Source organism: Dictyobacter aurantiacus (assembly GCF_003967515.1).
In the GTDB taxonomy this organism is placed as follows: domain Bacteria; phylum Chloroflexota; class Ktedonobacteria; order Ktedonobacterales; family Ktedonobacteraceae; genus Dictyobacter; species Dictyobacter aurantiacus.
On record NZ_BIFQ01000001.1, the window covers coordinates 4752116 to 4775622 of the forward strand.

Consider the following 23507-nt stretch of genomic DNA (forward strand, 5'->3'; position numbering starts at 1 on the left):
CTGATAGCAATGAAACGCGGGAGCGACAAAAAATTCGAAATTGAATTAAAAATGAGGCTCACCGAAATGCTACCAGAGGTATAGGATGCTCATGTTACACGTGGGAATCTCCTTGGGGAATTTAATACACATCAATTATACACGATATTCCCCCCCAAATCAACCCCACCCCCAAAATTCGTAAAACCCATAGGTTCGGACCTCGCGTCCGATTACCACCCCACCGGTGAGGTCAATCATCGGGTACGTAATCCATGTACCCGATTGGATTGCCTCGGCGAGGAAAATAATTGGACGCGAGGTCCGAACCTATGGGTTGTGGGGCGAGGCCCGATCATGCGGGTTATGGGGTGGGGCGGGTGGCGACGATGTCGTTTTGGGCGGCCCACTGGTTGAGATCTTGCCGCTGGATGGCGGCCGCCATCAGGTCGGGAAACAGTTCGGGCGTACAGGCGAAGGCCGGAATTCCCATCTGGGCCAGGGCGGCGGCGTTGCTTTTGTCATAGATGGGTGCTCCCTGGTCGCTCAGGGCGAGCAGGCAAACGACCTGGACTCCTGAGATGACCAGTTCGGCGGCCCGGCGTAGCATGCGCTGTCTATCCCCTCCTTCGTAGAGGTCGGTGATCAGGACCAGGATGGTCTGGGTGGGCCGGGTGATGACCTGCTGGCAGTAGGCCAGGGCGCGGTTGATGTCGGTGCCGCCCCCCAGTTGCGTGCCAAACAGCAGATCGACGGGGTCCTGCAGATCGTCCGTCAGGTCGACGACCGAGGTGTCGAAGACGACCATGCGGGTGCTGACGGCCTTGAGGGTGGCCAGCACGGCGCCGAAGATGCTGGAGTAGACGACCGAGGCGGCCATGGAGCCGCTCTGATCCACGCACAGTACGATGTCGCGCAGCGAGGAGCGCCTGTGCCCATGTCCCACCAGGCGCTCGGCGATGACCGTTTGCTTTTCGGGCAGATAGTTCTTGAGGTTGAGACGGATGGTGCGGTCCCAATCGATCTCGTTTTGGCGCGGCCGGTAGCTGCGGGTGGCGCGATTCAGGCTGCCGCGTACGGCCTGCAGCAAGGGATTGGCCAGTTTACGCTCCAGTTCGTTGACGACCTTGCGCACCACCATGCGCGCCGTGTCTCTGGTCTTCTCGGGAATGACGCGGTTCAGCGAGAGCAGGGTGGCGACCAGGTGGACGTCGGCGTCGACCTGCTCCAGCATTTCTGGTTCGAGCAGCATCTGCTTGAGGTTGAGCCGCTCCAGGGCGTCCTGCTGCATGATGCGTACGGTCGAGGTTGGAAAGTAGCTGCGGATATCTCCCAACCAGCGGGCGACGCGCGGGGTCGATGCTCCCAATCCTCCAGAGCGCTCATCGGATTCGTCCGTGCCATACAGCGCCTCCAGCGCCTGGTCCATGGTGAGATCGCCGCCTTCCAGCAGACCGTCGATGCCCTGTCCCTGGTTCCCCTGATCGGCGTCCTGCTTGCCCAGCACGAGTCGCCAGCGGCGCAGTCGTTCTTTTTCGTCAATTGCCATATGCTACCCCCAGTAGTTGTGCCAGTATCGGTAAGACATGGGCCGCGTGTTCATGATCGATCGCCGTCTCTCCATTCTGCCTGCCATGCGCGGTCGTTGCTTGCGGTGATCGATGCAACTGCTGAACCTTCTCCCCCATCTGCCGGCGTTCGGGCCCCTGGAAGCTGGCGAAGGCGCGCCGCAGGATGGGAAGGAGCTGGATAAAGGTGTCGGTGTTGAGCGCGCTCAGCCATTGATCGAGCGCGTGCCAGAGCTGATCCTGGTGCAGCAGCAGCAGTCCGCTGCCGCGCACGACCCCTTCGATCCAGGCGGCAGCCTGCGTCACTGAGACGGCCGGGGAGAGCGCCAGCTGAATGAGGTCTCGCATCTCTTTTTCGTCCAGCGCCTGCTGATCCAGCAGCAGACGGCAGCTGCGGCCGCGTATCAGTCCGTGGATGTTGTCGTGTCCAGCCAGGCTTCGCAGGCATTGCAGCCATTCCTGACGCTGGTCGGGACGATCCAGAAGCTGGACGCTGTCTTGCACGTGGTCGATGCTGCTGAGCATCTCCCGAGCGGCGTCATCATCCAGCGCGAAGCAGGCGCCGGGCAGACCGATCAGGCTGCGCTCAAACAGGCCATCGATGATCGGCAGGATGCGTTCGGCCCGGGTCTGGCGCACGTCGCTGTAGCGGGCGACGCGTGCCAGCGGCGGCAGTGCATCCATCAGGTGGCGTACGTCGGTCGAGATGGCCGCCCACTCCTGCAGAATGGAGAGCAGCTGGTCGATGGCGTCGGGCAGCTCAGCCAGGATGACGCGCTGCAGCAGCTCGGTTAGCTCTGGCAGCTCCTTTGACGTTCTGGCCACATCGATGACGTGGCTGGTGGCGGCGCTTGCGATGGTGTTGCCCCACACGTTGGCCTCGATGATGGCGACGGCGAAGCTAACCTTCCATTGCAACTGCCAGTGCTCGTGGAAGGTGCCGGATTTGCCCCTGACCGCGACCTGCTTCCCCCAGGGAATCGAGAGCAGCTGCAGCCGATGGAGCAGCTGGCTGCGCGCGCGGTCGTTCTCTTTGCGCAGGTCGAGCTCCAGCTTTGTTTTTTCGATGGATGGCTTGAGCCGCAGGCGCTGCTGCCAGTGCTCCAGGTCTCGTTGCAAGGGGACGGTGGGCGCCTCTCTGGGAACGTCCCCCATCTTGTCACCGATCTCCAGTTGTTCGCGGATCAGCTGCATGGGAGCCATGTCGCCGTGACAGAGCACGGTCAGGATGGCTTCGTTGTGCTCGGCCAGTCCTGGCTGGGTGAGATCGCGCATGGCGGCCAGCGTATCGGTCAGGCGTACGGCCTCGATGACGCTGGCCGAGGAGGCATCCAGTCCCTGTTCGCGCAGCAGGTGGGCCGCCCTGGTGATCCAGCGCGTGGTCAGCTGGTTGCGAGATGACCACAGGTGAGCGTACCAGCCGGGCGCATCCATGCCGGCTCCATAGCCGCTGCGCGACGAGAGCCGCGAGTAGGTCCAGGGGATCCAGGTGGCCGTGGTCTTGACCTGCGGCAGTCCCTTGAGCGTCTCTTCGTCTTCTTTAGCGGGACCCGGATCGGTCAGGACGGGAGCATGCCAGGCGCCGCAGACGATGGCGATGCGCTGGAACTGTTCTTTCTGGGCGGCCCGGATGGTCTGGCGCATGTATGCCTCGCGCTGCGCTTCCTCTTCTTTGGGAGGCTTCGCGTCCGCGCGTAGCGCCGTCATGGCCTCCAGGATGCCTTCGAACAGATCGACGACGTTGTGGCGCTGCTCGATCTGGCGCTCCCACCACAGCTCGTGATCGGTGTAGCCGGCGGCCTGCGCCAGCAGGGTCAAAGGATCTTCCTCCAGGAGCGTCTGCTCATCCTTCTCCGGCGCTACCACGGTGGCGAGGCCACCCTGCTTGAGCGCCTTTTTGAGCCGACCACGCGTGGTGGGTGCGGCCGGCTCAATCTCTTCGCCTTGCTCTCCCTCTTTAACGCGGGCGAGCTGGATAGACTGGGGCAGATCCATGAAGCGAGCCGGAATGTGGGCCTTCTGAGCATACTTGAGCGCCTGCCATTCGGGTGAGAACTGGGTAAAGGGATAGTAGACGGCCTTTTTGGGCTGTTCTGGTGCGTAGATGAGCAGGGCGACCGGCGGCTTCATCTTTGGTTGTTCCATGAGCGGCAGCACCGCCTGCGCGTCGGGTGGCCCCTCGATCAGCAGGATGTCTGGCTTGAGCTTCTCCAGGGCGGCGCGCAAGCTGCGCGCGCACCCCGGACCATGATGGCGTATGCCAAAGACATGTATGTCACCCATTTATAGTACCTCATTACACGCTCGATACAGATCTTTCCAGCCTTCGCGCTCTTTGATGACGGTCTGTAGGTATTCCAGCCAGACCACTCGGTCCTGCACGGGATCTTTGACGATGGCGCCCGTCAGGCCAGCGGCCAGGTCGCCCGCGTGCAGCTCGCCATCCCCATAGTAGCCGGCCATCGCCAGCCCGTTGTTGATGACCGAGATCGCTTCGGCGGTCGAGAGGGTGCCGCTGGGTGATTTGATTTTGGTTTTGCCATCGATGGTGACGCCTGAGCGTAGCTCGCGGAAGACGGTCACTACGCGGCGAATCTCTTCCAGCGCGGGCTTCTCGGCCGGCAGTTCCAGCGCCCTGCCCAGGCTGGCCACGCGGCGATCGACGATCTCGATCTCCTCATCGATCGTGTTCGGCAGCGGCAGGATCACGGTATTGAAGCGGCGCATCAGCGCGCTGGAGAGCTCGTTGACGCCCTTATCGCGGTTGTTGGCGGTAGCGATGACGTTGAAGCCCTTTCTGGCCTGCACCTCGGTGTTCAGTTCGGGGATCGGCAGCGTTTTTTCGGACAGGATAGTGATCAGGGTATCCTGGACCTCGCTGGCGATGCGTGTCAATTCTTCGATGCGAGCGATCTTACCATCCTTCATGGCCTGCATCATGGGACTGACGACCAGCGCGGCCTCCGATGGTCCCTCGACCAGCAGACGGGCGTAGTTCCAGCCGTAGCGGATGGCGTTCTCGTCGGTGCCGGCCGTGCCCTGGATCAGCAGGGTGGAGTCGCCAGAGATGGCGGCGGCCAGGTGCTCGCTCACCCACGATTTGGCGGTGCCGGGCAGACCGTAGAGGAGCAGGGCGCGGTCGGTGGCCAGCGTGGCGATGGCGATCTCCATCAGGCGCGGATTGCCGACGTACTTCGGCGAGATGACGAATCCGTTGTCGAGTTTTCCCCCCATCAGGTAGAGGCGTACCGCCCAGGGCGAGAGCTGCCAGTTGGGGGGACGCTGGCGACTATCGACCTTGCTCAGCTCGGCCAGCTCCTCGGCAAACTGCTGTTCGGCGTGCTGCCGCAGGACGGCTTCGACCGTTGTCTCAATGGCTGTGGTAGTGCTGCTCTGGCTTGTCGTCATCTTATGCGATCTCCTCTAACATCTGTTTACGTTGTTCAATAATTTCAATAAAAGTGGCGATCTGTCTTTTCTGATCCTGGACGTACCAGGAGGTATCGTTCTCGTCGATCTCCCACGGCTGCTGCGCTTCCTGCAGGCAACTGGGATGAAGCGCGCTGGCGACCCTGGGCAGACCTACATTCCAGTAGTAATGCTGCTGGCTGGTGGTGTTGGTATCTTTATAATAGGCGCGCAGTACCTGCAAGATATGCAGGCTAAACTCCTGGCTCCACGGAGCTGGTAACAACTCTGTAGCGGCTTCCCAGGTATATTTGTCCCGCAGAAGCGGCTCTATCAACGCATCGGTGACTGGCTGGGGAAGCTCGGCCAGCATCTCATGACACACTCTGGTTTCCGGTCGTTGCCTGCTCGGCAGGTATAACAGGTACTGCAACAATGGCTGATACCATGCCAGGGAGTGATGACGCCGGGCCGCGACCTGTAGTTGCTGAAGTAGAAACTTGCCATAGGTGTCACTTTTGTCCTGCCATATTTTCTGCCTGTTCTCGACCAGCTCGGTGACTATTTGCTGTGGCGAGAGACCCAGGCGCTCTTCCCAGTGGGCTGGTGATATTTTGCTAAAGGCTAGCTGCAGCCATTGCTCTGGTTGCGTTGGCCATGAGCTGCGCGCGCTCGGTGCTAGCGCCTCTTTACTGGCATCATCGAGTTGATCTGGTATGGTGATAGTAAGCTTGTTTGAAATTCGACTCGGGTCATAGCTGATGAATTGATCGGCGGCCGCCAGGAAGCGCTGTGTCAGTGGTGATTCTGGCAGCAATAGGATCAGGTCTGCAGCCTGCTCTCGTACGCCTTCGCTGCGGTCGAGCAGTGCCAGCTCCAGAAAACTGTGATCGTCGAGCGAGAGACCGCCGCGCATCTGTGCTAGAAAGGCCAGGCGTATCTCGGCTTTCTCCTGCTTCCAGACCGCCTGCAGCCATTCGCGTGCGCGGGCAGGATCTTTCTGCCTCATTTGCTGTAAAACCTGCTGGCGCTGTGGCGGCGTTCCCTCCTGCCAGATGGTTTCGAGGTCCGCTTCTGGCTGCTGCCCCTGTTGTGTGATCCAGCCCCATTCAGGTACAAACTGGCTCAGCCAGCGGCCGCGCTCGCCCAGCAGGGGCGCTATCGTTTCCCTGAACTCGCGATGGCTCGTGGCGTAGCTGATGTACTGCGGCAAGCACTCGTGCGGCAACCGCTGCTGCGAGTGCCGCAGACGTTGCAGGGCCTCGGGCAGCAGGATGTTGTGCGGCTGCTGGAAGAGACCCTCGATTAGCTGCGCGACGCGCATGGAGCAGGTCGGCATTGTCTCGGGCGCGGCGATAGGCAGAGGAGCTGGCGCCTCGGGCGCGATCATGCCGGCCTGTGTATAAATGGATTGAGCGGCGGCGGCCAGCAGAAAAGATCGTTCACCCCCTGCGGCAGGAAGCTGTTGCGTCAAGGCATCGACCGCGTCGCCAGCCGTTGGAATACGCGCGCCCACCTGGGCGGTGCCGACCACGGCCGTCTTTAAAAATGCGTCCATAATATCCCTGCTTCCTATAGTAAGTGATAGCTGTGATTGATCAAGGCACCAAGCGGCATGAGCGTCTCACCGTTCCACTCGGCGGCCAGGTCAAGTGGGTGTCCGCCGGAGAGCGCCAGCAGTTTCCAGTGCTCGTTCTGGCTGCGCGCCAGGGGAAGGGACTGGCCCTGTTGATCGCGCAGCCACCAGGTTTTGCTCTCTTGATCATAGATGGGCAGGCTATCCTGGATCAGGCAGAGAAAGCGTTCCTGCCAGGGATTGCGACCCAGTTGCCGCGCTACGCCGTCCAGAAAATCGGTGAAGCTGGCGACGCCTGGGAGGCGCTCCTGAATGGGCCGGCTGATGCCGTGGCGCTGGGCGAAGAGGGCGCGCTGCGGCACCACGCCGGGCCAGTAGACCAGTTCGGCCTGCTGATGGGTGCCCAGGGGATAGGTCTCGCCGAATGGCGCGCCCATATAGGAAAATTGCAGCACAAAAGTGGCCTGGCCACTGGTGGTGCCATATAGCCAGGTGCGCTGGGCGCGACCGCGCTCGACCTGTTCACGCGTCTGCCCCAGAAACAGCCAGTCATCGCTGATGTGGGTGCCCCGTTCGAGTACCTCCGGCTCTTTCAAGGACCAGCCGACCAGCTGGCGAACGTTCTCTTGCATCTCCGCGCTCAGACGTTCCTGGTGTTGGTAGGCTTCGCTCAGCAGTGCCAGCTTGCCCAACTGCGCCAGTAGCTTACTGGTCCAATCTTTTGAGGCATTGGGGATGGCGGTCAGGGCGCGGATGCGCGTCGCCAGTCCGGACGCCTGGGCATCGACCATCTGCGCCGCCTGTCCCTCCCAGAAGGAGCTCGGCTGCGCCTCCAGGCTGCCCAGGCCGTTGCGGATCAGATCGTTGAGCCAGAGATCGAGCTGGCTGAGGCCCTGCTGGATCTTTTCCTCGCGCTTCTCTATCGTTTTCTTCTGTTTGTCTGCATCTGACTGTTGAGCGGCTCTGCTTGAGCGTGTCTCCTGGCGCTGCTGCTGGGCTTCGCGCTTGCTTAACCAGCTGCTCACCCATTCCAGTGGCTCGCTCTCTGGCAAGGCTGTAGGGACAGCGGCGGCCAGAAAGAGGAGACCGAGGCTATGTTTACAGGGAAGCTTGCGGCTAGGACAACTGCACCGGGTGGTGAATGTCGAACGCTCGATGCACACCTGGTAGAGGCTGCTTCCCTGACATTCCCCCCAGATCGCCTGCCCGTTGTGTCCCAGGTTGCTCCAGAACTTCTCCAACGCGAGCTTCTTGCCCGCTTTGGCCGCGCTGGCGTCGGGCGCCATCTGGTCGACCTGGTCGGTGGTAATGTGTAATTCCACGAGTGCGATTCCCCCGAAGAAGTTTTTTTTGTTCTACCATTATATTCTTTTCATGCCCTACCATTGCGGAAAGTCATGCCACGTAAAACTATGCTCCTGGCTGAAACTTGCGCCCCTACTTCGTACGTGTGAGTTGTAGGACTTACCCTGGCGCGCACGGCTGATTTTTCAGCTCGATCCGTCACCCTGACGCAGTGTGGCAGGGATGAACATGTTTTTCTGTTCAGGAATGGAGGCATACATGGGTGCTCATCATGAGCAAGAATATACACGTAATCGCAGTGAGCAGGTTGATGAATTGAATAGCGAGGCCCGTGATAAGGGCACAACGCCGGAAAAAATTCAGAAACAGTCATCTGCCATATCATCGGATGAGGCCGTTCCGGGCCAGAAGCCAGATCACAGGTTGGTGGATGGCTACGCGATGACCCAGGGTGGTGAGACTGCGCAACCCCGGCGCAACGAGACGGAAGGCTACGATCCCACCCATAGCGGGGTACGTCGTCCGCCCAATAAGCCGGGTGCGCCGACCGAAACTCCGGGCCGTGACGAAGGGACCGCCTGGTCTTCTCAGGAGCAGATGGGTAGCTTGAAAGATACCTATGATGAGAAGAATCCCGCTGAATAGCCTGCCTGGTTTGGTGGTTGGTAAGTTGATCCTGTTGATGTCATGATACAGTGCAGAAAGGCGTGAGGTATGCAAGAGAAAGCCAAGATTCAACACATACCGGTAAAAATGTATCGCACGGCTGATCGTTTAATGGTTGCCGCTCCGATGCCGGGTCTGCAACCGGAAGATATTACAGCCCAGGTTTCTGAGGATGGACGCCTGATTATTCAGGGTGAGTTGCGAGGTATGCTCAAGGATCTCAAGGAATTGCTGGTGGACGAGTGGAGTGTAGGTGGCTATTATCGCGATATCGAACTGCCCGACATGGTGGATGGGGTGCACGCCAACGCCAACTATGGCAATGGCGTCCTGGTGATCGCCTTCCCCTTAAGCGAGCAGATACAACCTGTAACGCTCAAACTGCAAAAGACGGCCACCGATCGCGGTGGACGCAGTGGTAATGCTGGCCACACCTTCTAAGATTATGTTGTATGTGAGGTGGTCGTGCAACGCCAGGGAGGGGTGCATTCGCACCCCTCCCTGGCGTTGCACGACCACCTCACATCCTTAAGGGGTGCAAGGGTCCTCCCTATGACCCCGCCCAATCCTTAAGGGGTGCAAGGGTCCTCCCTATGACCCCGCCCAATCCTTAAGGGGTGCAAGGGTCCTCCCTATGATCCCGCCCAATCCTTAAGGGGTGCAGGGTCCTCCCTGCGCCCCCGCCCAATCCTTAAGGGGTGCAAGGGTCCTCCCTATGACCCCGCCCAATCTTTAAGGGGCGCCGGGTCCTCCCTATGACCTCGCCCAATCCTTAAGGGGTGCAGGGTCCTCCCTGCCGGGGTGTGGGGTGTCCCCGCTATCCTTCTCTCTCCTCCCCCGCCGCCCGCAGGGCGGCACATTGAAGAAGTGAAGATCCAGGCTGGATTGTAGTCACAATCCAGCCTGGATCTTCACTTCCTCCTTTATGGAACAGGTTAAGAAAAGACGGTACCGGTAAAGTTTTCTTAAGCTTATATCAAACCACTGTTCATTTTAATTATTATATGTTTCAATATAGTTATAACAAGAGGATCGTTACAGACACGTAACGATTAACATGTATGAACATTGTTAATAACTGAGTGTGGTTTCGTGTATTGCTAATGAGTGAATGTGGTTTCGTGTTATGTCGGAATTCGTATTTTTTTATTGTATGGACCTTATATTGAACAATAAATGAGGTGAATGTGTGTCAACCCAACTTGCTGTAGCACCTGAAGAAATACCCCCGCCGGTTCTAACTCCTTGCTACACATCGGCGGTCAGTTCAATGAGCTTGCTGGAATTGGTGCGGTTCTGTAAGGAAGAGATGGGCAATTACTGCCGGGGCGAGGTCGGCGACGATCGCTATGCCCTTGAGATCTTACGACGCGCCATGAAGTTACATGATGCGCAGGCCTGGGACGCGTTGCAGCAATGTTTTTCAGGTATCGTTCATACCTGGATACGTCGCCATTCCAAGCGCGAGCGCGCCTATGCCCTCGATAGTGAAGAGAACTATGTAGCCCAGGCGTTTACACGTTTCTGGCAGGCCAGCGTTAATAATGCTGAACTTAAATTTACGTCGCTGGCTTCAGCCCTGAACTATTTGCGTGCTAGCTTGAATGGCGCCATTATGGATACGTTACGCGTCTATACGCATCCGAACGAGATCCCATTACCGGATGCCAATGATCCGGTCTACAATTATGAACTGGCGACCGAGGAGCCAGAAGATTTTGAAGAGTTGTGGTTTGTGGTACGGTCTCTTCTGAGTGGTGAGCGCGAGATCCGGCTGGCCTATTTACATTTCCATTGCGGTCTCAAGGCGCGCGAGATTGTACAGTTTTGTCCCGACGAGTTCAATGATGTCCAGGAAGTTTATCGCTTACGGCATAACATTTTTAAGCGCCTGACGCGCAATGCCGACCAGATTCGCTGGCGTCTGAGTTGTATCGCTTGAGTGGATATGGTATCATAGTCAGAGATAAAGTTCGTATTTCAGCCAACTGGTGATGGAGCTCACCCGGTCAACTTCTGTAGCACGTTGACCAAACCGCATAGAAGCTAATGGCTCCTGATGACGCATTGACAAGAATAGAGCGGCGTCATCAGGAGCTTTTGTGTATGTAGAGATCTCAGGAGTAGGTAAGACAGGCTGTATGGATGGACCTTTTCTCGTGCAACTGGTAAGTATTGGGTGCGCAGGCGCCCTGGGGGCTGTCGCGCGTTATATGTTGGGATATATGATCACCCGCCGCGCCGGCTCTACGTTCCCCTTTGGAACGCTTGTCATTAATGTGAGTGGCTCGTTTTTTATTGGACTCGTCTTTGCGCTGACCGCCCGACACGTGGTGAGTCCCGCCATTCAACTGATCCTGGCCACCGGTTTTCTAGGTGGCTATACCACCTTTAGCACTATGTCCTGGGAAGGGGTGCAACTGGCTCGTGGTGGTAGGATGTGGGCCAGCGTGTTGTACCTGGGGGAAAATGTGGTTCTGGGCATACTGGCCGTAGCCCTGGGCATCGCTGCAGGATGGTGGTTCTAAATGCGGAAAAAACACTTCAATATACTGGGACTCGTGATTGTTTTCTGTGGCGGTTTTCTGGGTACAGTCGCGCGCTATCTTCTCAGTCATGCTATCCAGGCCAGCCTGGGCAACAACTGGCCCTACGACATCCTGTTGATCAACATCACCGGCGCCTTTGCCCTATCCCTGATCTCTACCCTTGCCGATGCCTCGCTCTACATCAGTCCTGCGCGCCGCCTCTTCCTCAATGTCGGTTTTATGGGTGCCTACACCACCTTCAGCAGCCTGGCGCTGGGCGACTTCACCCTCCTGAGCGGCGAGAAGGCCATGCTGGCTCTGCTCTATCTGCTCTGCAGCATCATTGGTGGCATCATCGCCGTCGTACTCGGCCAGATTCTTGGCCTGCGCATCGTCCAACGTCACACCCCTGCCACCGCCGCGCTCCCCGAATTGGAAGATATCACCCACAACGAAATCCTCGAAGAAGAGCGCTTATCCCCCCCCTCATCGTAGGTGCCGGGCTTGCCCCGGATTTGTCGCGCAGCGACTCCGCGCCCGTCTGGGCAAGGCGATTGTTTTTAGCGTACAATCAAGAGAACACAGTCTTTTTTGGTAGGTAAAGGAGCATCGTATGCAAACCCTGCTTGGTATCGATCTTGGTACAACCGGTGTTAAAGCAGCCCTCTTCGCGGCCGATGATGGGCGCGTGATCGCTGATGCCTTCATTGAGTATCCATTATTTCACCCCCACCCTGGCTGGGCGGAGCAGAATCCTACTGACTGGTGGGAGGCCACTCTTTCCGCCATTCGTCTGTGCCTGCGGGCCGGTGCCAGCAAGGGGGCGGCGGCTGAGGATGTGCGTGGACTCGGTCTGTCGGGTCAGATGCATGGCGTGGTCCTGCTGGACGAGCAGCGGCAGGTATTGCGCCCCTGCATCATCTGGGCGGACCAGCGCAGCGATGATCAGTGCCGCTGGATTACTGAGAAGGTGGGTGCCGCTCAACTGATCGAATATGTGAGCAATCCGGCCCTGACAGGATTTTCGGCCCCCAAACTGCTCTGGGTGCGTGATCATGAACCAGAGATCTTCGCGCGGGCTCGGACCATGCTGCTGCCAAAGGACTATATCCGCTATCGCCTGACCGGTGTGCTGGCAATGGAGATCTCGGACGCGGCCGGCACCTGCCTGCTGGACGTGAAGCATGGGGGGTGGTCGCAAGAGGTGCTGGCTGCCCTTGAGCTTGATCCTTCCCTGCTTCCTCCGGTGGTTCCGGCCGACGCGGCCAGCGGAACCATCACGGCCGAGGTAGCCAATCAGACCGGTCTGCCGGCTGGAGTGCCGGTGGCGGGTGGGGGTGCCGATAACGCCTGTGGAGCCGTCGGCAATGGCGTGGTCGAGCCTGGACTGGCCCTGGTATCGGTCGGCACCAGCGGCATCGTGCTGGCCCATGCGAGCTCTCCGCAGGTGGATACCTCGGGTCCCGTTCCGCGTGTGCATACCTTTAACCATGCTGTCCCCAATGGCTGGTATCTGATGGGCGTCACACAGGGTGCGGGACTCTCGCTGCGCTGGGTGCGCGACAACATCGGCCTGCCCGAGCGGGCGCTGGAGCGCTGGACCGGGATCGATCCCTATGAACTGCTGTCGAAAGAGGCTGAAGGCGTTCCCGCTGGCAGCGAGGGGTTGATCTTCCTGCCCTATCTACAGGGTGAGCGTACGCCCCACCTGGACGCCTATGCCCGTGGTGGCTGGATCGGCCTGACCGCCAGCCATGATCGCCGCCACCTGGTTCGTTCGGTGCTGGAAGGCGTAGCCTTCAGTCTCAAGGACTGCTATGCCATCATTCGTGAACAGGGCCTGCAGCTTAACCAGGTGCGCGCTACTGGCGGCGGCGCCAAGAGTCCCCTCTGGCGGCAGATTATCGCCGATGTTTTGGGCGTCGAACTGGTTGTCACCAACTCTTCTGAGGGACCCGCCTTCGGAGCGGCCCTGCTGGCTGGAGTCGCCGGTGGTGTCTACTCCTCGGTACAGGAAGCCTGCGCCCAGACCGTGCGCGTGGTACAGCGTACCGCGCCCGACCCCGCCACCGCACCAGCGTATGAGCAGGCCTACGAGACCTACAAAGCCCTCTACCCCGCCCTCAAACCCATTATCAGTCGCCCCCTCTAACCACCACCTTCATACAAAGGCAGAGCGCCCCAGAGTTCTAGGGCGCTCTGCCTTTGTATCTTGCGCACCCGCAAAGCCAAGCCCCCGGCAGCCCCATCCCCATCCTTGGATCAACATGCCCGCACAACAAAGCCCTCGGCAGCCCCATCCTTTAATATGTGATGTGACAGGTGCGCGACTGCGCACCTGTCACATCACATATTCAACATGCGCGGCCGCGTATGCGGCCGCGCGAAAGACGTCGATTAGGCACAATAACAACATGCAAATAAAAAAATATACTTTATATTTATCTTTTTCAGACGAATACCAAAGACAAGGAGCAAAAGATTATCAATCCGTTTGCCTCTTAAATCCCTTCTATGTCTATAGAATAATAAGGAAGAGGTTATGTAAACTATGTTGAAATGGATGCAGGTGGGAGTCTCGGCCTGCGTGTTATCCCTGCTGCTGAGCCTCTTTTTTCTCTCAACGGGAGCTGAGGCCCGATCAACTTCCACTATGGAACATAGCAGTAGATGCCACCATCACAGCTGCTATCACCGTCAGCTCTTCAATGGCTGGCCCAATGCCTGGAAATGGCGTACATCGAAGGACCATAGGGGACCTGTTGGCCCTCCTGGCCCTCCTGGCCCGCAAGGTCCAATGGGACCACAAGGTCCAATGGGACCATCAGGCCCCTCCGGTCCTCAACGTCCTGGTTATGCCGCGGTAAATATACAGGCGATCACTATTAGTGATACCCCTGTTGATGTAGCCACCATTACAGTTCCCAGCGGCAGCTACCTTGTTACCGCTTCGAGCATCGTCAATTACAATAGCGCGGAGGCCATCGTTACCTGCCAACTGACCACAGGCAATGTACAGGATGCTTCGGTCGCGGGCGCTGGATCGGCTGGACAATCGGGATTGGCCCCGTACGGAATGCAGACGCTGAGCTTAACGGATAATGTCACCCTCACCAGCCCGGGGACTATCGCCTATACCTGTGTCGGGACCGCTGGCTTATCCGTTCCCTCGGCCTATATTGAAAATTCCTCCATTACAGCCAGTCCGGTTCTCAATATCCAGCCTTGATAGGCTGTTCAGCTTTCCGTCCCACGGGAGGTTGAGTATTACCCTTCCAGGCGGTCGCTCATGAGCGACCGCCCATTTTTATTTGTGACCACAGATAGCATGCTTCCCATAATACATGATGCGATATTTTATAGAAATTGCGTTAAAAAATACAACTATCCTTATGTGTATAAAATTAATCGTAAAAAGCTTGAGTTTATCTAATATAGCGAGTATCATATAAAATATATAACAGATATTCTTGTGGACGTGGTGGTTGTACTGAGGAAAGTGAGTATCTGCCTATCATGACTGTATCTGCAAATTCTTCATTTTTGAGTGTGAGCCAACCTCCACATTCTCCTTCGAAGCGAAGTGCTGTTTTCACACCTCATCTATACCTCGATGTAACCTGCTTTCTTATCCGTTGTTTGTACGAAGGCGCAAGTAGTGACAAATGATGTTATCTGCATCCCGGCACGTCTCAAGGCTCCACGGGCTACGTGCTGATCTGGCCCCTGACAATGCTCTGTTTTATGTATAAGCTCGGAAAGAACCTTTGGTACTGTGGGTGTCTGTATATATTCCTATAAGTCTGGAGAGAAAGGGAGGGAAGAAGGATCGTTTTTGGCTTTCAGCGATTAGCAAATACTATCAAAAACATGTTTACTGGTCATGCAAGATTGGGGGAAGTGATGATTGAGGAGATCTCAAAAGAGAAGCCCGATGACAATGCGAAGGAGACGGCGGCTGGTCCTGGCGGCCAACCATTCGTGCTGCCGACGCCAGACTACTACGGCACCATTCCCAACTATGCCAACAGTCCACTGCCTGTGATTGACTATAACACCGGTGTTATCACTGGTGGCATCCGGAAATTTGTCGACACGCTACCGGGGCTAGGTGCTACCAATGCTAACTCTGTAGGACAATATATCCCGGTAGCCATTCCTGATACGACATCCTATCCCGGCGCTGACTATTACGAGATCGAGGTGGGGCAGTATACAAAGAAGTTGCATCCCGATTTGCCTCCTACCACGCTGCGCGGGTATCGCCAGACCAATACGACCGACCCCAACGTCAGTAAGTTCTGCTATGGGGGACCACTTATCCGGGCGAGGAAGGACCGTGTGGTACGCCTGAAGGTGACCAATAAGCTTCCGGTTGGCGCCGCCGGGCGGCTCTTTCTCCCCGTCGATACCACCGTCATGGGGGCGGGAACCGGCCCCAATGGAGGATTGGAAACCTATACCCAGAACCGCCATGTGACCCACCTTCACGGTGGCGATACCCCGTGGATCAGCGATGGGACTCCTCACCAGTGGTTTACGCCCGCCGGCGAGGTGACGTCCTACCCTAAGGGTTTGAGCTTTCAAAACGTTCCCGATATGCCGAACGCCGGCCCCGGCGCGGCGACTTACTATTATACGAATCAGCAGAGTGCCCGGCAAATGTGGTTCCACGATCACACCTATGGTATTACGCGCTTGCAAGTTTATGCTGGTATACTGGCGCCGTATCTACTTACCGATCCAACCGAGCAGGATCTGATCGCTCGCCATCTCATTCCGGCGACCGATCTGCCTTTGATCATTCAAGATAAGACCTTTGTCCCTGATCCTGCTCAACTGGCCGCTGAAGATCCAACGTGGAGCACGGCGTCGTGGGGCGGCAAAGGCAATCTCTGGTTCCCCCACGTCTATATGCCGAACCAGAATCCAATCTCTCCCGATGGCTCTAATCCTATGGGACGGTGGGATTACGGTCCCTGGTTCTGGCCCCCCTATACCGGGTTGCTCAACGGACCGGTTCCCAATCCGCTCTATGGTACCACCCCTTGGCAGAATTCGGTCAATCCCGGTACACCGAATCCCTCTATCGTGCCTGAAGGCTTTATGGATACCCCTATTGTGAATGGGGCGGCTTATCCCTATATGCAGGTTGAGCCGAAGGCATATCGCTTCCGCATCCTCAATGCCTGCAATGAGCGCATGCTCAATCTCCAACTTTACTATGCCCAGACTGGCAGCGGCGCCACCGCCACCGCTACGCTGGCCCCGGATGGTTCCGTTGCTTCAATCCACGTTACCTCTGGCGGTAGCGGCTATCAAACCCCACCCAATGTCTATATCATTGGTGATGGCATCAATGCGGCTGCTACGGCGACGATCTCGGGTGGCGCGGTGACCAGCGTCACCGTGACAAACGGCGGCGAGGCGTATTCGTTCACTCCCCTGATCGCCTTCGGTGGCAGTACCGAGGTCCCTATGGTTGAGGCATGTCCAGACTCGGGATTACCCCCCGACTGGCCGACCGATGGGCGCCCCGGCGGCGTTCCCGATCCGGCTGCTAAGGGACCATCCTGGATTCAAATCGGTAACGAGGGCGGTTTCCTGCCCTCGCCCGTTGTGATTCCTCCTGTCCCGATTAACTATGAGTATAACCGTAGGAGCATCACCGTTTTAAATATGTCCACCCACTGTCTGCTAATGGGACCGGCTGAGCGGGCTGATGTGATTGTGGATTTCTCCAGTGTCCCACCTGGAAGTAACGTGATCCTCTATAACGATGCGCCCGCACCGGCTCCTGCTTTTGACACTCGTTATGATTACTACACCGGTGATCCAGATCAGACTCCGTCAGGTGGCGCGCCTACGACTCCTCCAGGCTATGGACCAAATACCAGGACCATTATGCAGTTCCGGGTCGTGGGAACTCCCTCTGCCCCCTTCGACCTGAATGCATTAAATGAGGCGTTCACCTCGACCGATACCACACAGGGGGTGTTCGCGTCATCGCAGAATCCGATTATCGTGCCGCAGGTTGGCTACGACTCGGCGTATAACGCGATCTTCCCAGATGACAATTCCGCCTATGCGCGTATTCAAGATACCAGTATGAGCTTTTTCAATGGGCCTCTCTCGGCTATTACAGTGATAAACGCTGGTTCCGGTTATACCTCGGTACCCAGCGTGACGATTACCGGGGGTGGAGGAAGCGGCGCCACAGCCGTTGCGACTATATCCGGAGGCAGAGTGACCAGTATCACCCTGACCTATGCCGGGGTGGGCTATACCTCGGCTCCGACGGTTCTCATCTCTCCACCGGGAGGCACAGGCGTACAGGCAACCGCTCAGGCCGTTGGAATCGTTATGCCATTACTGCCTAAAGCTATCCAGGAACTGTTCGATCCTGCCTATGGGCGCATGAACGCGACCCTGGGTGCCGAGCTTCCCAATACCACCGGTTTTAACCAGACGACGATCCCTTATCAATACATCGATCCGCCCACGGAGATTATCAACCAGGTGCCACCCCCACCGACCCCGATTTCTGCTGCCGATGGCACGCAACTCTGGAAGATTACCCATAATGGCGTGGATACCCACTCGGTCCACATCCACCTGGTGAATATGCATCTCATTAACCGTGTCGGCTGGGATAACATGGTGAAACCTCCTGACCTGAATGAGCTGGGGTGGAAGGAGACCATACGCATGAATCCGCTGGAAGATATTATTGTGGCGTTCCGGGCGCGTACCCCCAACCTGCCCTGGCAGGTTCCCAATAGTATCCGACCCATGGATGTCATGGCAGCTATCGGTACAACAGGCCAGTTTACGAATGTTGACCCGACCAACCAGCCTGCGGTCGTTACTAATGTGCTGGTTAACTTCGGGTGGGAGTATGTCTGGCACTGCCATATGCTGAGCCATGAAGAGAATGATATGATGCGTCCGATTATCCTGGGGTTGCCGCCCCGGGCACCCTCCAGCCTGACGGGGGCGGCGATTAGCGTCGGCAATATAACGCTGGCGTGGACCGATATGTCCGCCAACGAGACCGCATGGATCGTTCTGAGAAGCCTGTCGGCGTCTGGCCCCTGGACCGTTATCGCCAATTTCCCATCGACCACTGGTCCTCAGGTGGGTGGCAGGGTCCAGTATGTGGATAGGTCGGTTGCCCGGCGCACCAGATACTATTACATGGTCCAGGCCTCAAATGTGGTTGGCTACACCCAGCAATATCCGGCCCCGGCCGTTGGTTATCCCCACCAGACCCTGAATTCTACCCCATCGTCCATCATAAGCATTACATCCCTTTAAACGCGGCGCGTACCCCGATACGTTTCATCTCGAACGTATCGGGGCATCCCCCCATCAAAAAAACGAATCCCCCCCGTAGGTGTCGGGCTTGCCCCGACTTTTTTTGGGCTTGCCCCGACTTTTTTTGGGCCTGCCCCGACTTCCTGTCTCCTTTTTATTGTGGCTTAACCACCGTTTTGTAGTAGTCGCAGAGGTCGGTGATGGGGCAGCGGTTGCAGCGGGGATGCTCGTAGACGCAGATCCGCTGGCCGTGGCGCAGCAGGGCTTTGTGGAAATTGTAGATGCTGCGCGCGTCCTGCGGCAGCAGGGCCTGGAGCAAGGTATGGGCGGCGTCGGCCGTGACCTTCTTGCCGATCAGACCCAGGCGACCGGAGACGCGGTGGACGTGGACATCGACCGGCAGCAGTGGCAGGCGGCAACTGAAGAGCAGGACGCAGGCGGTCGTCTTGGGTCCCACCCCCTCAAAGCGATTGAGCCAGGCCGCTCCCTCCTCGACCGGCAGGTCGCGCAGGAAGTTGAGGTCGAGGTTGCCACGCTCCTCTGTAATCTGGCGCATGATCGCCTGCAGGCGCGGCGCTTTGACCTCGGGCCAGTTGACATTGGCAATGGCGTCCTGCACCTTTTCGGTGGGGGCATCGCGCACCGCCTCCCAGGAACCAAACGTCTTCAATAAGTTATCGTAGGCCGCGGCCGTCTGCTCATCCCTGGTGCGATGCGACAGGATGATATCGACCAGCATGCTCATTGGATCTTTCTTTGACCATTCGGAGACGCCATATGCCTCGGTCAGCCGTTGACTGACCTCCAGCGCCTTCGCCGAGAGCGCCACGATATCCGTCGATGGATAGCCATAGTCCGCCCCGTTGCGCGCCGTTCGTGCAGGTTGTTTTACCATATTCCCATCCTTCTACTACATCTGTCTGGAATCAGGTGCTGTTACCTGTATACACGGATCGGCAGGGGTATGGCGTTCCAGGGTCGCACTGCATGAAGCGCCCAGCACAGGCGTTTCATGCCAGCTGGAAGGCGTTGATCTCGTTGTTAGCGATGATCATCCAGCTGTTGGTCACATAAGGGCGGCTCATTCTGTCTCCAGGCAGTTTCAGCGGCGGCTGTATCAGCTTGCCGTTGTGGGCATCGAACATGTAGAGCTCGGCGCTTCTGGTGGTGAGATAGAGGATGCCATCAACCACCAGCGGGGTCGCGCCTGCCTCGTTTTTGAGATAGACGTTCCAGATCTGCTTGCCGCTGGCCAGTTCGACGGCGGACATTCTGGTGCGGGCCGTGCTATTGCCAAAGACGCCCTGGGTGGTGAAATAGGCGATGCCGTTGACGATTTCGATCTCATCGACGATCGCGTTTTCCAGCGGAATCGACCAGTAGGTCTCGCCGGTTTGCATGTCCAGCGCGTAGAGCTGTTCGTTGTAGGAGCAGATGCAGACGACATGTTCGTCGAAGGGGACGGCTGCGTGCACCCGGCCTACATCGGCATAGCTGGCTAGCTTGTGGCCGCGTTCGGCGTCGACCGCGTAGCAGTGTCCTCGCCCGGTGGCGATGTAGACGACGTTGTTGGCGATCAGCGGCCGCCCCTGTTGCGGCGCTTTGAGGGTCACATTCCAGTATTGTTGCCCGGTGGCCGCGTTGAGAGCATAGACGGCGTGCCGCGAGTAGGCATAGACGATGTCGTTGGAGACGATGGGGGAGGCCTTGAGGTTGTCCTCTGTCTCGACGGTCCAGTAGAGCTCGCCAGTATCGGCGTCCAGGGCCGAGATCTTGCCTCCATCTTCGATATTGCCCGAGGCGAAATAGATCAGCCCCTCGGAGACCACCGGGGCCTCGAAGATACCGTATTGCGTTTTGTGCGACCACAGGTGCTCGCCGGTTGAGAGGTCGAGGGCGCGCAGGTGGCGGGGACTCATGGTATGCTGGTTGGCCCCATTGTACGTGCCCGCGTAGACGATGCCGTTTTCCACCGTGGGCTCTGAATAGTAGACCTGGTTGAGCCCGCTGGTGGTGCTCCAGATGGGCCGCAACTGGCTGGCGGTCCGGGTTGCATGTTGCGAGGTCTGTGTTGAGGCGCGCTTCTTCAAAAATGCCGGTGGCGTGACCGGTTCGTTGCGCCTCCCGTGCCTGCCCTCGGCCGCCGTGGGATCGGTCTCGATAAAGCTGCGTTCCCCACGTTGCGTCTGCCTTGTCAGCTGTTCCCGAGAGCCCGTGATTACATTACCCGGCTGCCCCTGGGGTGTCGGTGGTTTGGTCGGTTGGGACATCCCGGGCGCGCTGGCATCTGTCGCAGCGACCAGGGCCTGAATGAAATCGGAGACGCTCTCATAGCGGTCGTCGCGCTCCTTTGCCAGCGCCCTGAGCACGGCTAATTCAATGTCCTCAGGAATGTCTGGATTGAGCTCATGTGGCTCGATGGGGGCCTCATAAATATGCTTGTAGCCGATGGTATAGGGATCGTCGGCCATGAAGATCTGCTGACCGGTAAATATCTCGTAGGCGATGCAGCCCAGCGCGTACTGGTCGCTTTTCTTGCTGATCTTGCCTTTGAACTGCTCCGGCGACATATAGGCCGGCGTGCCGATCTCATCGACGCGCCGCGTCTTCTGAATCTGCAGGGCGATCCCAAAATCGGCCAGCAGGGCATCGCCTCGCGCGTTAAAGAGAATGTTGGCCGGCTTCAGATCCCGGTGCACCACATCCATATCATGCGCATGCTGGAGGCCGCGCCCGATCTGCTGTAAGATGCGTACGGCCTCACCCGTCTCCATTGGATGGCCGTTGAGCTCATCCAGACGATCCCTCAGAGAGCCGCCGGGCGCGTATTCAGCCACAAAGAATGGATATCCCTCATATAAGTTAGCATCCAATACCTGCATAATATTGGGATGAGTCAATTCGTCTAGAATCACAGCCTCCTGGAAGAAGCGATCAAATTCTTCTTGCGAGTTCAGTGCTGTATTGAGCACTTTGATCGCCACCGGTGGCTTCTGTGATAGGAGGAAGTGCTTGCCCAGATACACACTTCCAAAGGCTCCCTGCCCCAATGATTCCACAAGAATATAACTGGCTAATTGCTTTCCTAATAATTCGTCCTTCACCATACGCATCCTTTGCACCGCGAAACTAACTGCTAATGTTGAATAGAATTATATACGATTTATCTTATATAAAGAAGAGTATCATAATTACAGGGGTCGCAACACCATTGCTCAGAAGGTGTGATATGGCGGGGAGTGCGCTACAGATGGTGCCAGCGCGTGCTAGCTGAAAAATCATCAGCTTAAAGATCCACCGGCATAATCCATCGAAAGATGGATGGTTACTTATAGTTGCGCTCTTTATACTATGCTCGACACTACTATCCGTTCCTCATTGACGAGCAGTTTAGCTGGCCTTTTTCCAGATGGACAGTGGTTGGTAGAGCGTCGGATTATGATACATGACAAAAAGCTATGGGACTGGCTGGTTTTATTCCTATGACGGGGGAGGTATTCTATGCAGAAAGCTACCACTCCTCATTCGACGAAGAAGTTATCCGTCTACTTCATTACTAGCGTGGCCGCTTTAGGAGGTTTGCTTTTCGGCTATGACACCGGTGTCATTTCTGGCGCGCAGCTCTTCCTCGTAAAGACGTTTTCGCTCAATCCTCAGCAGCAGGAGTTAGCGGTTAGCGCTGTTCTTATCGGTGCTATCATCGGTGCGATTGTTGCTGGGAAGGTAAATGACGCCTTCGGACGCAAGAAAACACTTCTGCTACTGGCTGTTATCTTCACGCTAGGTGCGCTCCTGACAGCCGTCTCGCCGAACTACACGCTCTTTCTTATCTTCCGAGCCATTGTCGGCCTCGGTATTGGCGCGGCCGCCAGTGTCGTACCGGTCTACATCTCGGAGATGGCACCATTCCAGATGCGCGGTAAGCTGGTTACGTTCAACCAACTGGCCGTCACGATCGGTATCGCGGTCTCCTACTGGGTGGACCTGGCTTTTGCCCATGCTGGCATGGGCTGGCCTCCGATGTTCGCGACGGCCGCCATTCCTGGCATCCTGCTCTTTGTCGGTATGTTGATGAGCCCTGAGACGCCGCGCTGGTACGCCAGCCGGGGACGCTGGGCCGAGGCTCGCCAGGTACTGGAGTGTATCGAGGGAGCCGATCCCGAACTTGAAATCGCGGAGATCCATACCTCTCTGAGCATTGAGCAGAAGCAGGGGCGCATTCGCGATCTGTTTACGCCGCGTGTGCGCATGGCCTTGCTGGTTGGGGTCGGGCTGGCGGTATTCCAGCAGTTCGTGGGTATCAATACCGTGATTTACTACGCGCCAACCATCTTCCAGTCGGCTGGCGTCTCTTCAGCGAGTAGTGCGATCCTGGCTACCAGCGTGGTTGGTGTGGTGAACGTGCTGGCCACTATCGTCGCTCTGCTGTTGCTCGATAAGGCTGGTCGACGTGTCCTGCTGATCTCCGGCTGTATCGGTATGATCATTGGCCTGGCCCTGCTGGGCACCATCTTCGCGACCGGCGCGGCCAACGCGGGCCTGCTGACTATGCTGGCGCTGATGATCTATATCATCTCTTTCGCCATCAGCATGGGTCCTGTCTTCTGGCTGATGAGTGCCGAGATCTTCCCGACCTCTGTACGTGGTGCTGGTGCCAGCGTCTGTTCGTTCTCCAACTGGGCCGCGAACTTCATCGTCAGCATCACCTTCTTGAGCCTGATTGGCGGTATTGGAACCGCTCACACCTTCTGGCTCTACGCCGTCATTGGCGTTATCGCCCTGGTCTTCTGCTGGTACCTGGTACCCGAGACCAAAGGCAAGACGCTGGAGCAGATCGAGGCCTACTGGAACAATGGACGTCGCTGGATCAAACCCTCCACGCTCTCCAAGGCCCGACTCAAGCCCACACCCTGACCTTTGTGAACTTTCTACAGAATCAGGGGGTGCCATCCGGCGAATAAGCGGGGACGGCCCCCCCTCTCCGTTCCTGTCATGTTCCTTTTTTCGTGCCGTGACCCCGAATGCTGTGCATAGTACCCAAAAACGTCATTGACGGCGGCTCGCATTGATCCCTATACTGGTATCGTGAGCAAAATATCCTTCGCGAACCCCTTTCCAGCTGCCAGCAGGGTTCGCCTGCTATTATCGTGCGGCTACGAT

Annotated in this window: 16 protein-coding genes and 1 riboswitch; of the genes, 9 read left to right on the plus strand and 7 right to left on the minus strand. The window is 57.5% G+C overall.

Going from position 1 to position 23507, the window contains the following annotated elements; genetic code table 11:
• Nucleotides 1-343 precede the first annotated feature (343 nt).
• The 5 genes from KTT_RS19100 to KTT_RS19120 are packed head-to-tail and all read right to left on the minus strand — an operon-like array spanning nucleotide 344 to nucleotide 7853.
• A complete protein-coding gene (locus KTT_RS19100) occupies nucleotides 344-1528 on the minus strand; it encodes a VWA domain-containing protein (RefSeq protein WP_126597516.1) in 1185 nt (394 codons plus the stop codon).
• A complete protein-coding gene (locus KTT_RS19105) occupies nucleotides 1518-3830 on the minus strand; it encodes a DUF5682 family protein (protein ID WP_126597517.1) in 2313 nt (770 codons plus the stop codon). The genes KTT_RS19100 and KTT_RS19105 overlap by 11 nt, the downstream gene beginning before the upstream one ends.
• The gene (locus KTT_RS19110) at nucleotides 3831-4955 is read right to left on the minus strand and encodes an ATP-binding protein (protein ID WP_126597518.1); all 1125 of its coding nucleotides are present in this window, start codon (nucleotides 4953-4955) and stop codon (nucleotides 3831-3833) included. It lies immediately after the preceding gene.
• Nucleotide 4956: 1 nt separating this feature from the next.
• A complete protein-coding gene (locus tag KTT_RS19115; protein ID WP_126597519.1) occupies nucleotides 4957-6513 on the minus strand; it encodes a DUF5691 domain-containing protein in 1557 nt (518 codons plus the stop codon).
• 14 nt (nucleotides 6514-6527) lie between these two features.
• Nucleotides 6528-7853, minus strand: coding sequence for an SWIM zinc finger family protein (locus tag KTT_RS19120; protein WP_126597520.1), 1326 nt, complete (start codon nucleotides 7851-7853; stop codon nucleotides 6528-6530).
• Between the two features lie 241 nt (nucleotides 7854-8094).
• Between KTT_RS19120 and KTT_RS19125 the strand changes: the two genes are divergently transcribed.
• From KTT_RS19125 to KTT_RS19160, 8 genes are all read left to right on the plus strand, one after another.
• A complete protein-coding gene (locus tag KTT_RS19125) occupies nucleotides 8095-8481 on the plus strand; it encodes a hypothetical protein (RefSeq protein WP_126597521.1) in 387 nt (128 codons plus the stop codon).
• Nucleotides 8482-8550: 69 nt separating this feature from the next.
• The gene (locus KTT_RS19130; RefSeq protein WP_126597522.1) at nucleotides 8551-8943 is read left to right on the plus strand and encodes an Hsp20/alpha crystallin family protein; all 393 of its coding nucleotides are present in this window, start codon (nucleotides 8551-8553) and stop codon (nucleotides 8941-8943) included.
• Between the two features lie 748 nt (nucleotides 8944-9691).
• Complete coding sequence (locus KTT_RS19135; protein ID WP_126597523.1) at nucleotides 9692-10444, plus strand: hypothetical protein; 753 nt, start codon at nucleotides 9692-9694, stop codon at nucleotides 10442-10444.
• A 39-nt stretch (nucleotides 10445-10483) separates the two neighbouring features.
• Nucleotides 10484-10568, plus strand: a riboswitch (Fluoride riboswitch).
• 36 nt (nucleotides 10569-10604) lie between these two features.
• Nucleotides 10605-11030, plus strand: a complete 426-nt coding sequence (gene crcB / locus KTT_RS19140) for a fluoride efflux transporter CrcB (RefSeq protein ID WP_218030924.1) — start codon at nucleotides 10605-10607, stop codon at nucleotides 11028-11030.
• The gene (gene crcB, locus KTT_RS19145; protein ID WP_126597524.1) at nucleotides 11031-11525 is read left to right on the plus strand and encodes a fluoride efflux transporter CrcB; all 495 of its coding nucleotides are present in this window, start codon (nucleotides 11031-11033) and stop codon (nucleotides 11523-11525) included. It abuts the gene before it with no gap.
• Between the two features lie 118 nt (nucleotides 11526-11643).
• Nucleotides 11644-13182 (plus strand): xylulokinase, encoded by a 1539-nt coding sequence (gene xylB, locus KTT_RS19150; RefSeq protein ID WP_126597525.1) that lies wholly within the window; start codon nucleotides 11644-11646, stop codon nucleotides 13180-13182.
• Between the two features lie 399 nt (nucleotides 13183-13581).
• On the plus strand, nucleotides 13582-14259 hold the full coding sequence (locus tag KTT_RS19155; protein WP_126597526.1) for a hypothetical protein: 678 nt from the start codon (nucleotides 13582-13584) through the stop codon (nucleotides 14257-14259).
• A gap of 674 nt (nucleotides 14260-14933) precedes the next feature.
• A complete protein-coding gene (locus tag KTT_RS19160; protein ID WP_126597527.1) occupies nucleotides 14934-18347 on the plus strand; it encodes a multicopper oxidase domain-containing protein in 3414 nt (1137 codons plus the stop codon).
• A 154-nt stretch (nucleotides 18348-18501) separates the two neighbouring features.
• Here the strand turns inward: KTT_RS19160 and KTT_RS19165 are convergent, their stop codons facing one another.
• Entirely contained in the window at nucleotides 18502-19242 is a 741-nt protein-coding gene (locus tag KTT_RS19165; protein ID WP_126597528.1) for an endonuclease III domain-containing protein, read from the minus strand.
• Between the two features lie 115 nt (nucleotides 19243-19357).
• Nucleotides 19358-21454, minus strand: a complete 2097-nt coding sequence (locus KTT_RS19170) for a protein kinase domain-containing protein (protein ID WP_160145979.1) — start codon at nucleotides 21452-21454, stop codon at nucleotides 19358-19360.
• Between the two features lie 394 nt (nucleotides 21455-21848).
• Here KTT_RS19170 and KTT_RS19175 point away from each other — a divergent pair, with 394 nt between their 5' ends.
• On the plus strand, nucleotides 21849-23261 hold the full coding sequence (locus KTT_RS19175) for a sugar porter family MFS transporter (protein WP_126597530.1): 1413 nt from the start codon (nucleotides 21849-21851) through the stop codon (nucleotides 23259-23261).
• The last annotated feature ends 246 nt before the right edge of the window (nucleotides 23262-23507 follow it).

Excerpts from the sequence above, each read along its gene's own strand:
- KTT_RS19130 (WP_126597522.1), top strand. The coding sequence starts at position 8,551 with ATGCAAGAGAAAGCCAAGATTCAACACATACCGGTAAAAATGTATCGC.
- KTT_RS19110 (WP_126597518.1), bottom strand. The coding sequence starts at position 4,955 with ATGACGACAAGCCAGAGCAGCACTACCACAGCCATTGAGACAACGGTC.
- KTT_RS19105 (WP_126597517.1), bottom strand. The coding sequence starts at position 3,830 with ATGGGTGACATACATGTCTTTGGCATACGCCATCATGGTCCGGGGTGC.
- KTT_RS19125 (WP_126597521.1), top strand. The coding sequence starts at position 8,095 with ATGGGTGCTCATCATGAGCAAGAATATACACGTAATCGCAGTGAGCAG.
- KTT_RS19170 (WP_160145979.1), bottom strand. The coding sequence starts at position 21,454 with ATGGTGAAGGACGAATTATTAGGAAAGCAATTAGCCAGTTATATTCTT.
- KTT_RS19175 (WP_126597530.1), top strand. The coding sequence starts at position 21,849 with ATGCAGAAAGCTACCACTCCTCATTCGACGAAGAAGTTATCCGTCTAC.
- KTT_RS19100 (WP_126597516.1), bottom strand. The coding sequence starts at position 1,528 with ATGGCAATTGACGAAAAAGAACGACTGCGCCGCTGGCGACTCGTGCTG.
- KTT_RS19160 (WP_126597527.1), top strand. The coding sequence starts at position 14,934 with ATGATTGAGGAGATCTCAAAAGAGAAGCCCGATGACAATGCGAAGGAG.
- KTT_RS19165 (WP_126597528.1), bottom strand. The coding sequence starts at position 19,242 with ATGGTAAAACAACCTGCACGAACGGCGCGCAACGGGGCGGACTATGGC.
- xylB (WP_126597525.1), top strand. The coding sequence starts at position 11,644 with ATGCAAACCCTGCTTGGTATCGATCTTGGTACAACCGGTGTTAAAGCA.
- KTT_RS19115 (WP_126597519.1), bottom strand. The coding sequence starts at position 6,513 with ATGGACGCATTTTTAAAGACGGCCGTGGTCGGCACCGCCCAGGTGGGC.
- KTT_RS19155 (WP_126597526.1), top strand. The coding sequence starts at position 13,582 with ATGTTGAAATGGATGCAGGTGGGAGTCTCGGCCTGCGTGTTATCCCTG.
- crcB (WP_126597524.1), top strand. The coding sequence starts at position 11,031 with ATGCGGAAAAAACACTTCAATATACTGGGACTCGTGATTGTTTTCTGT.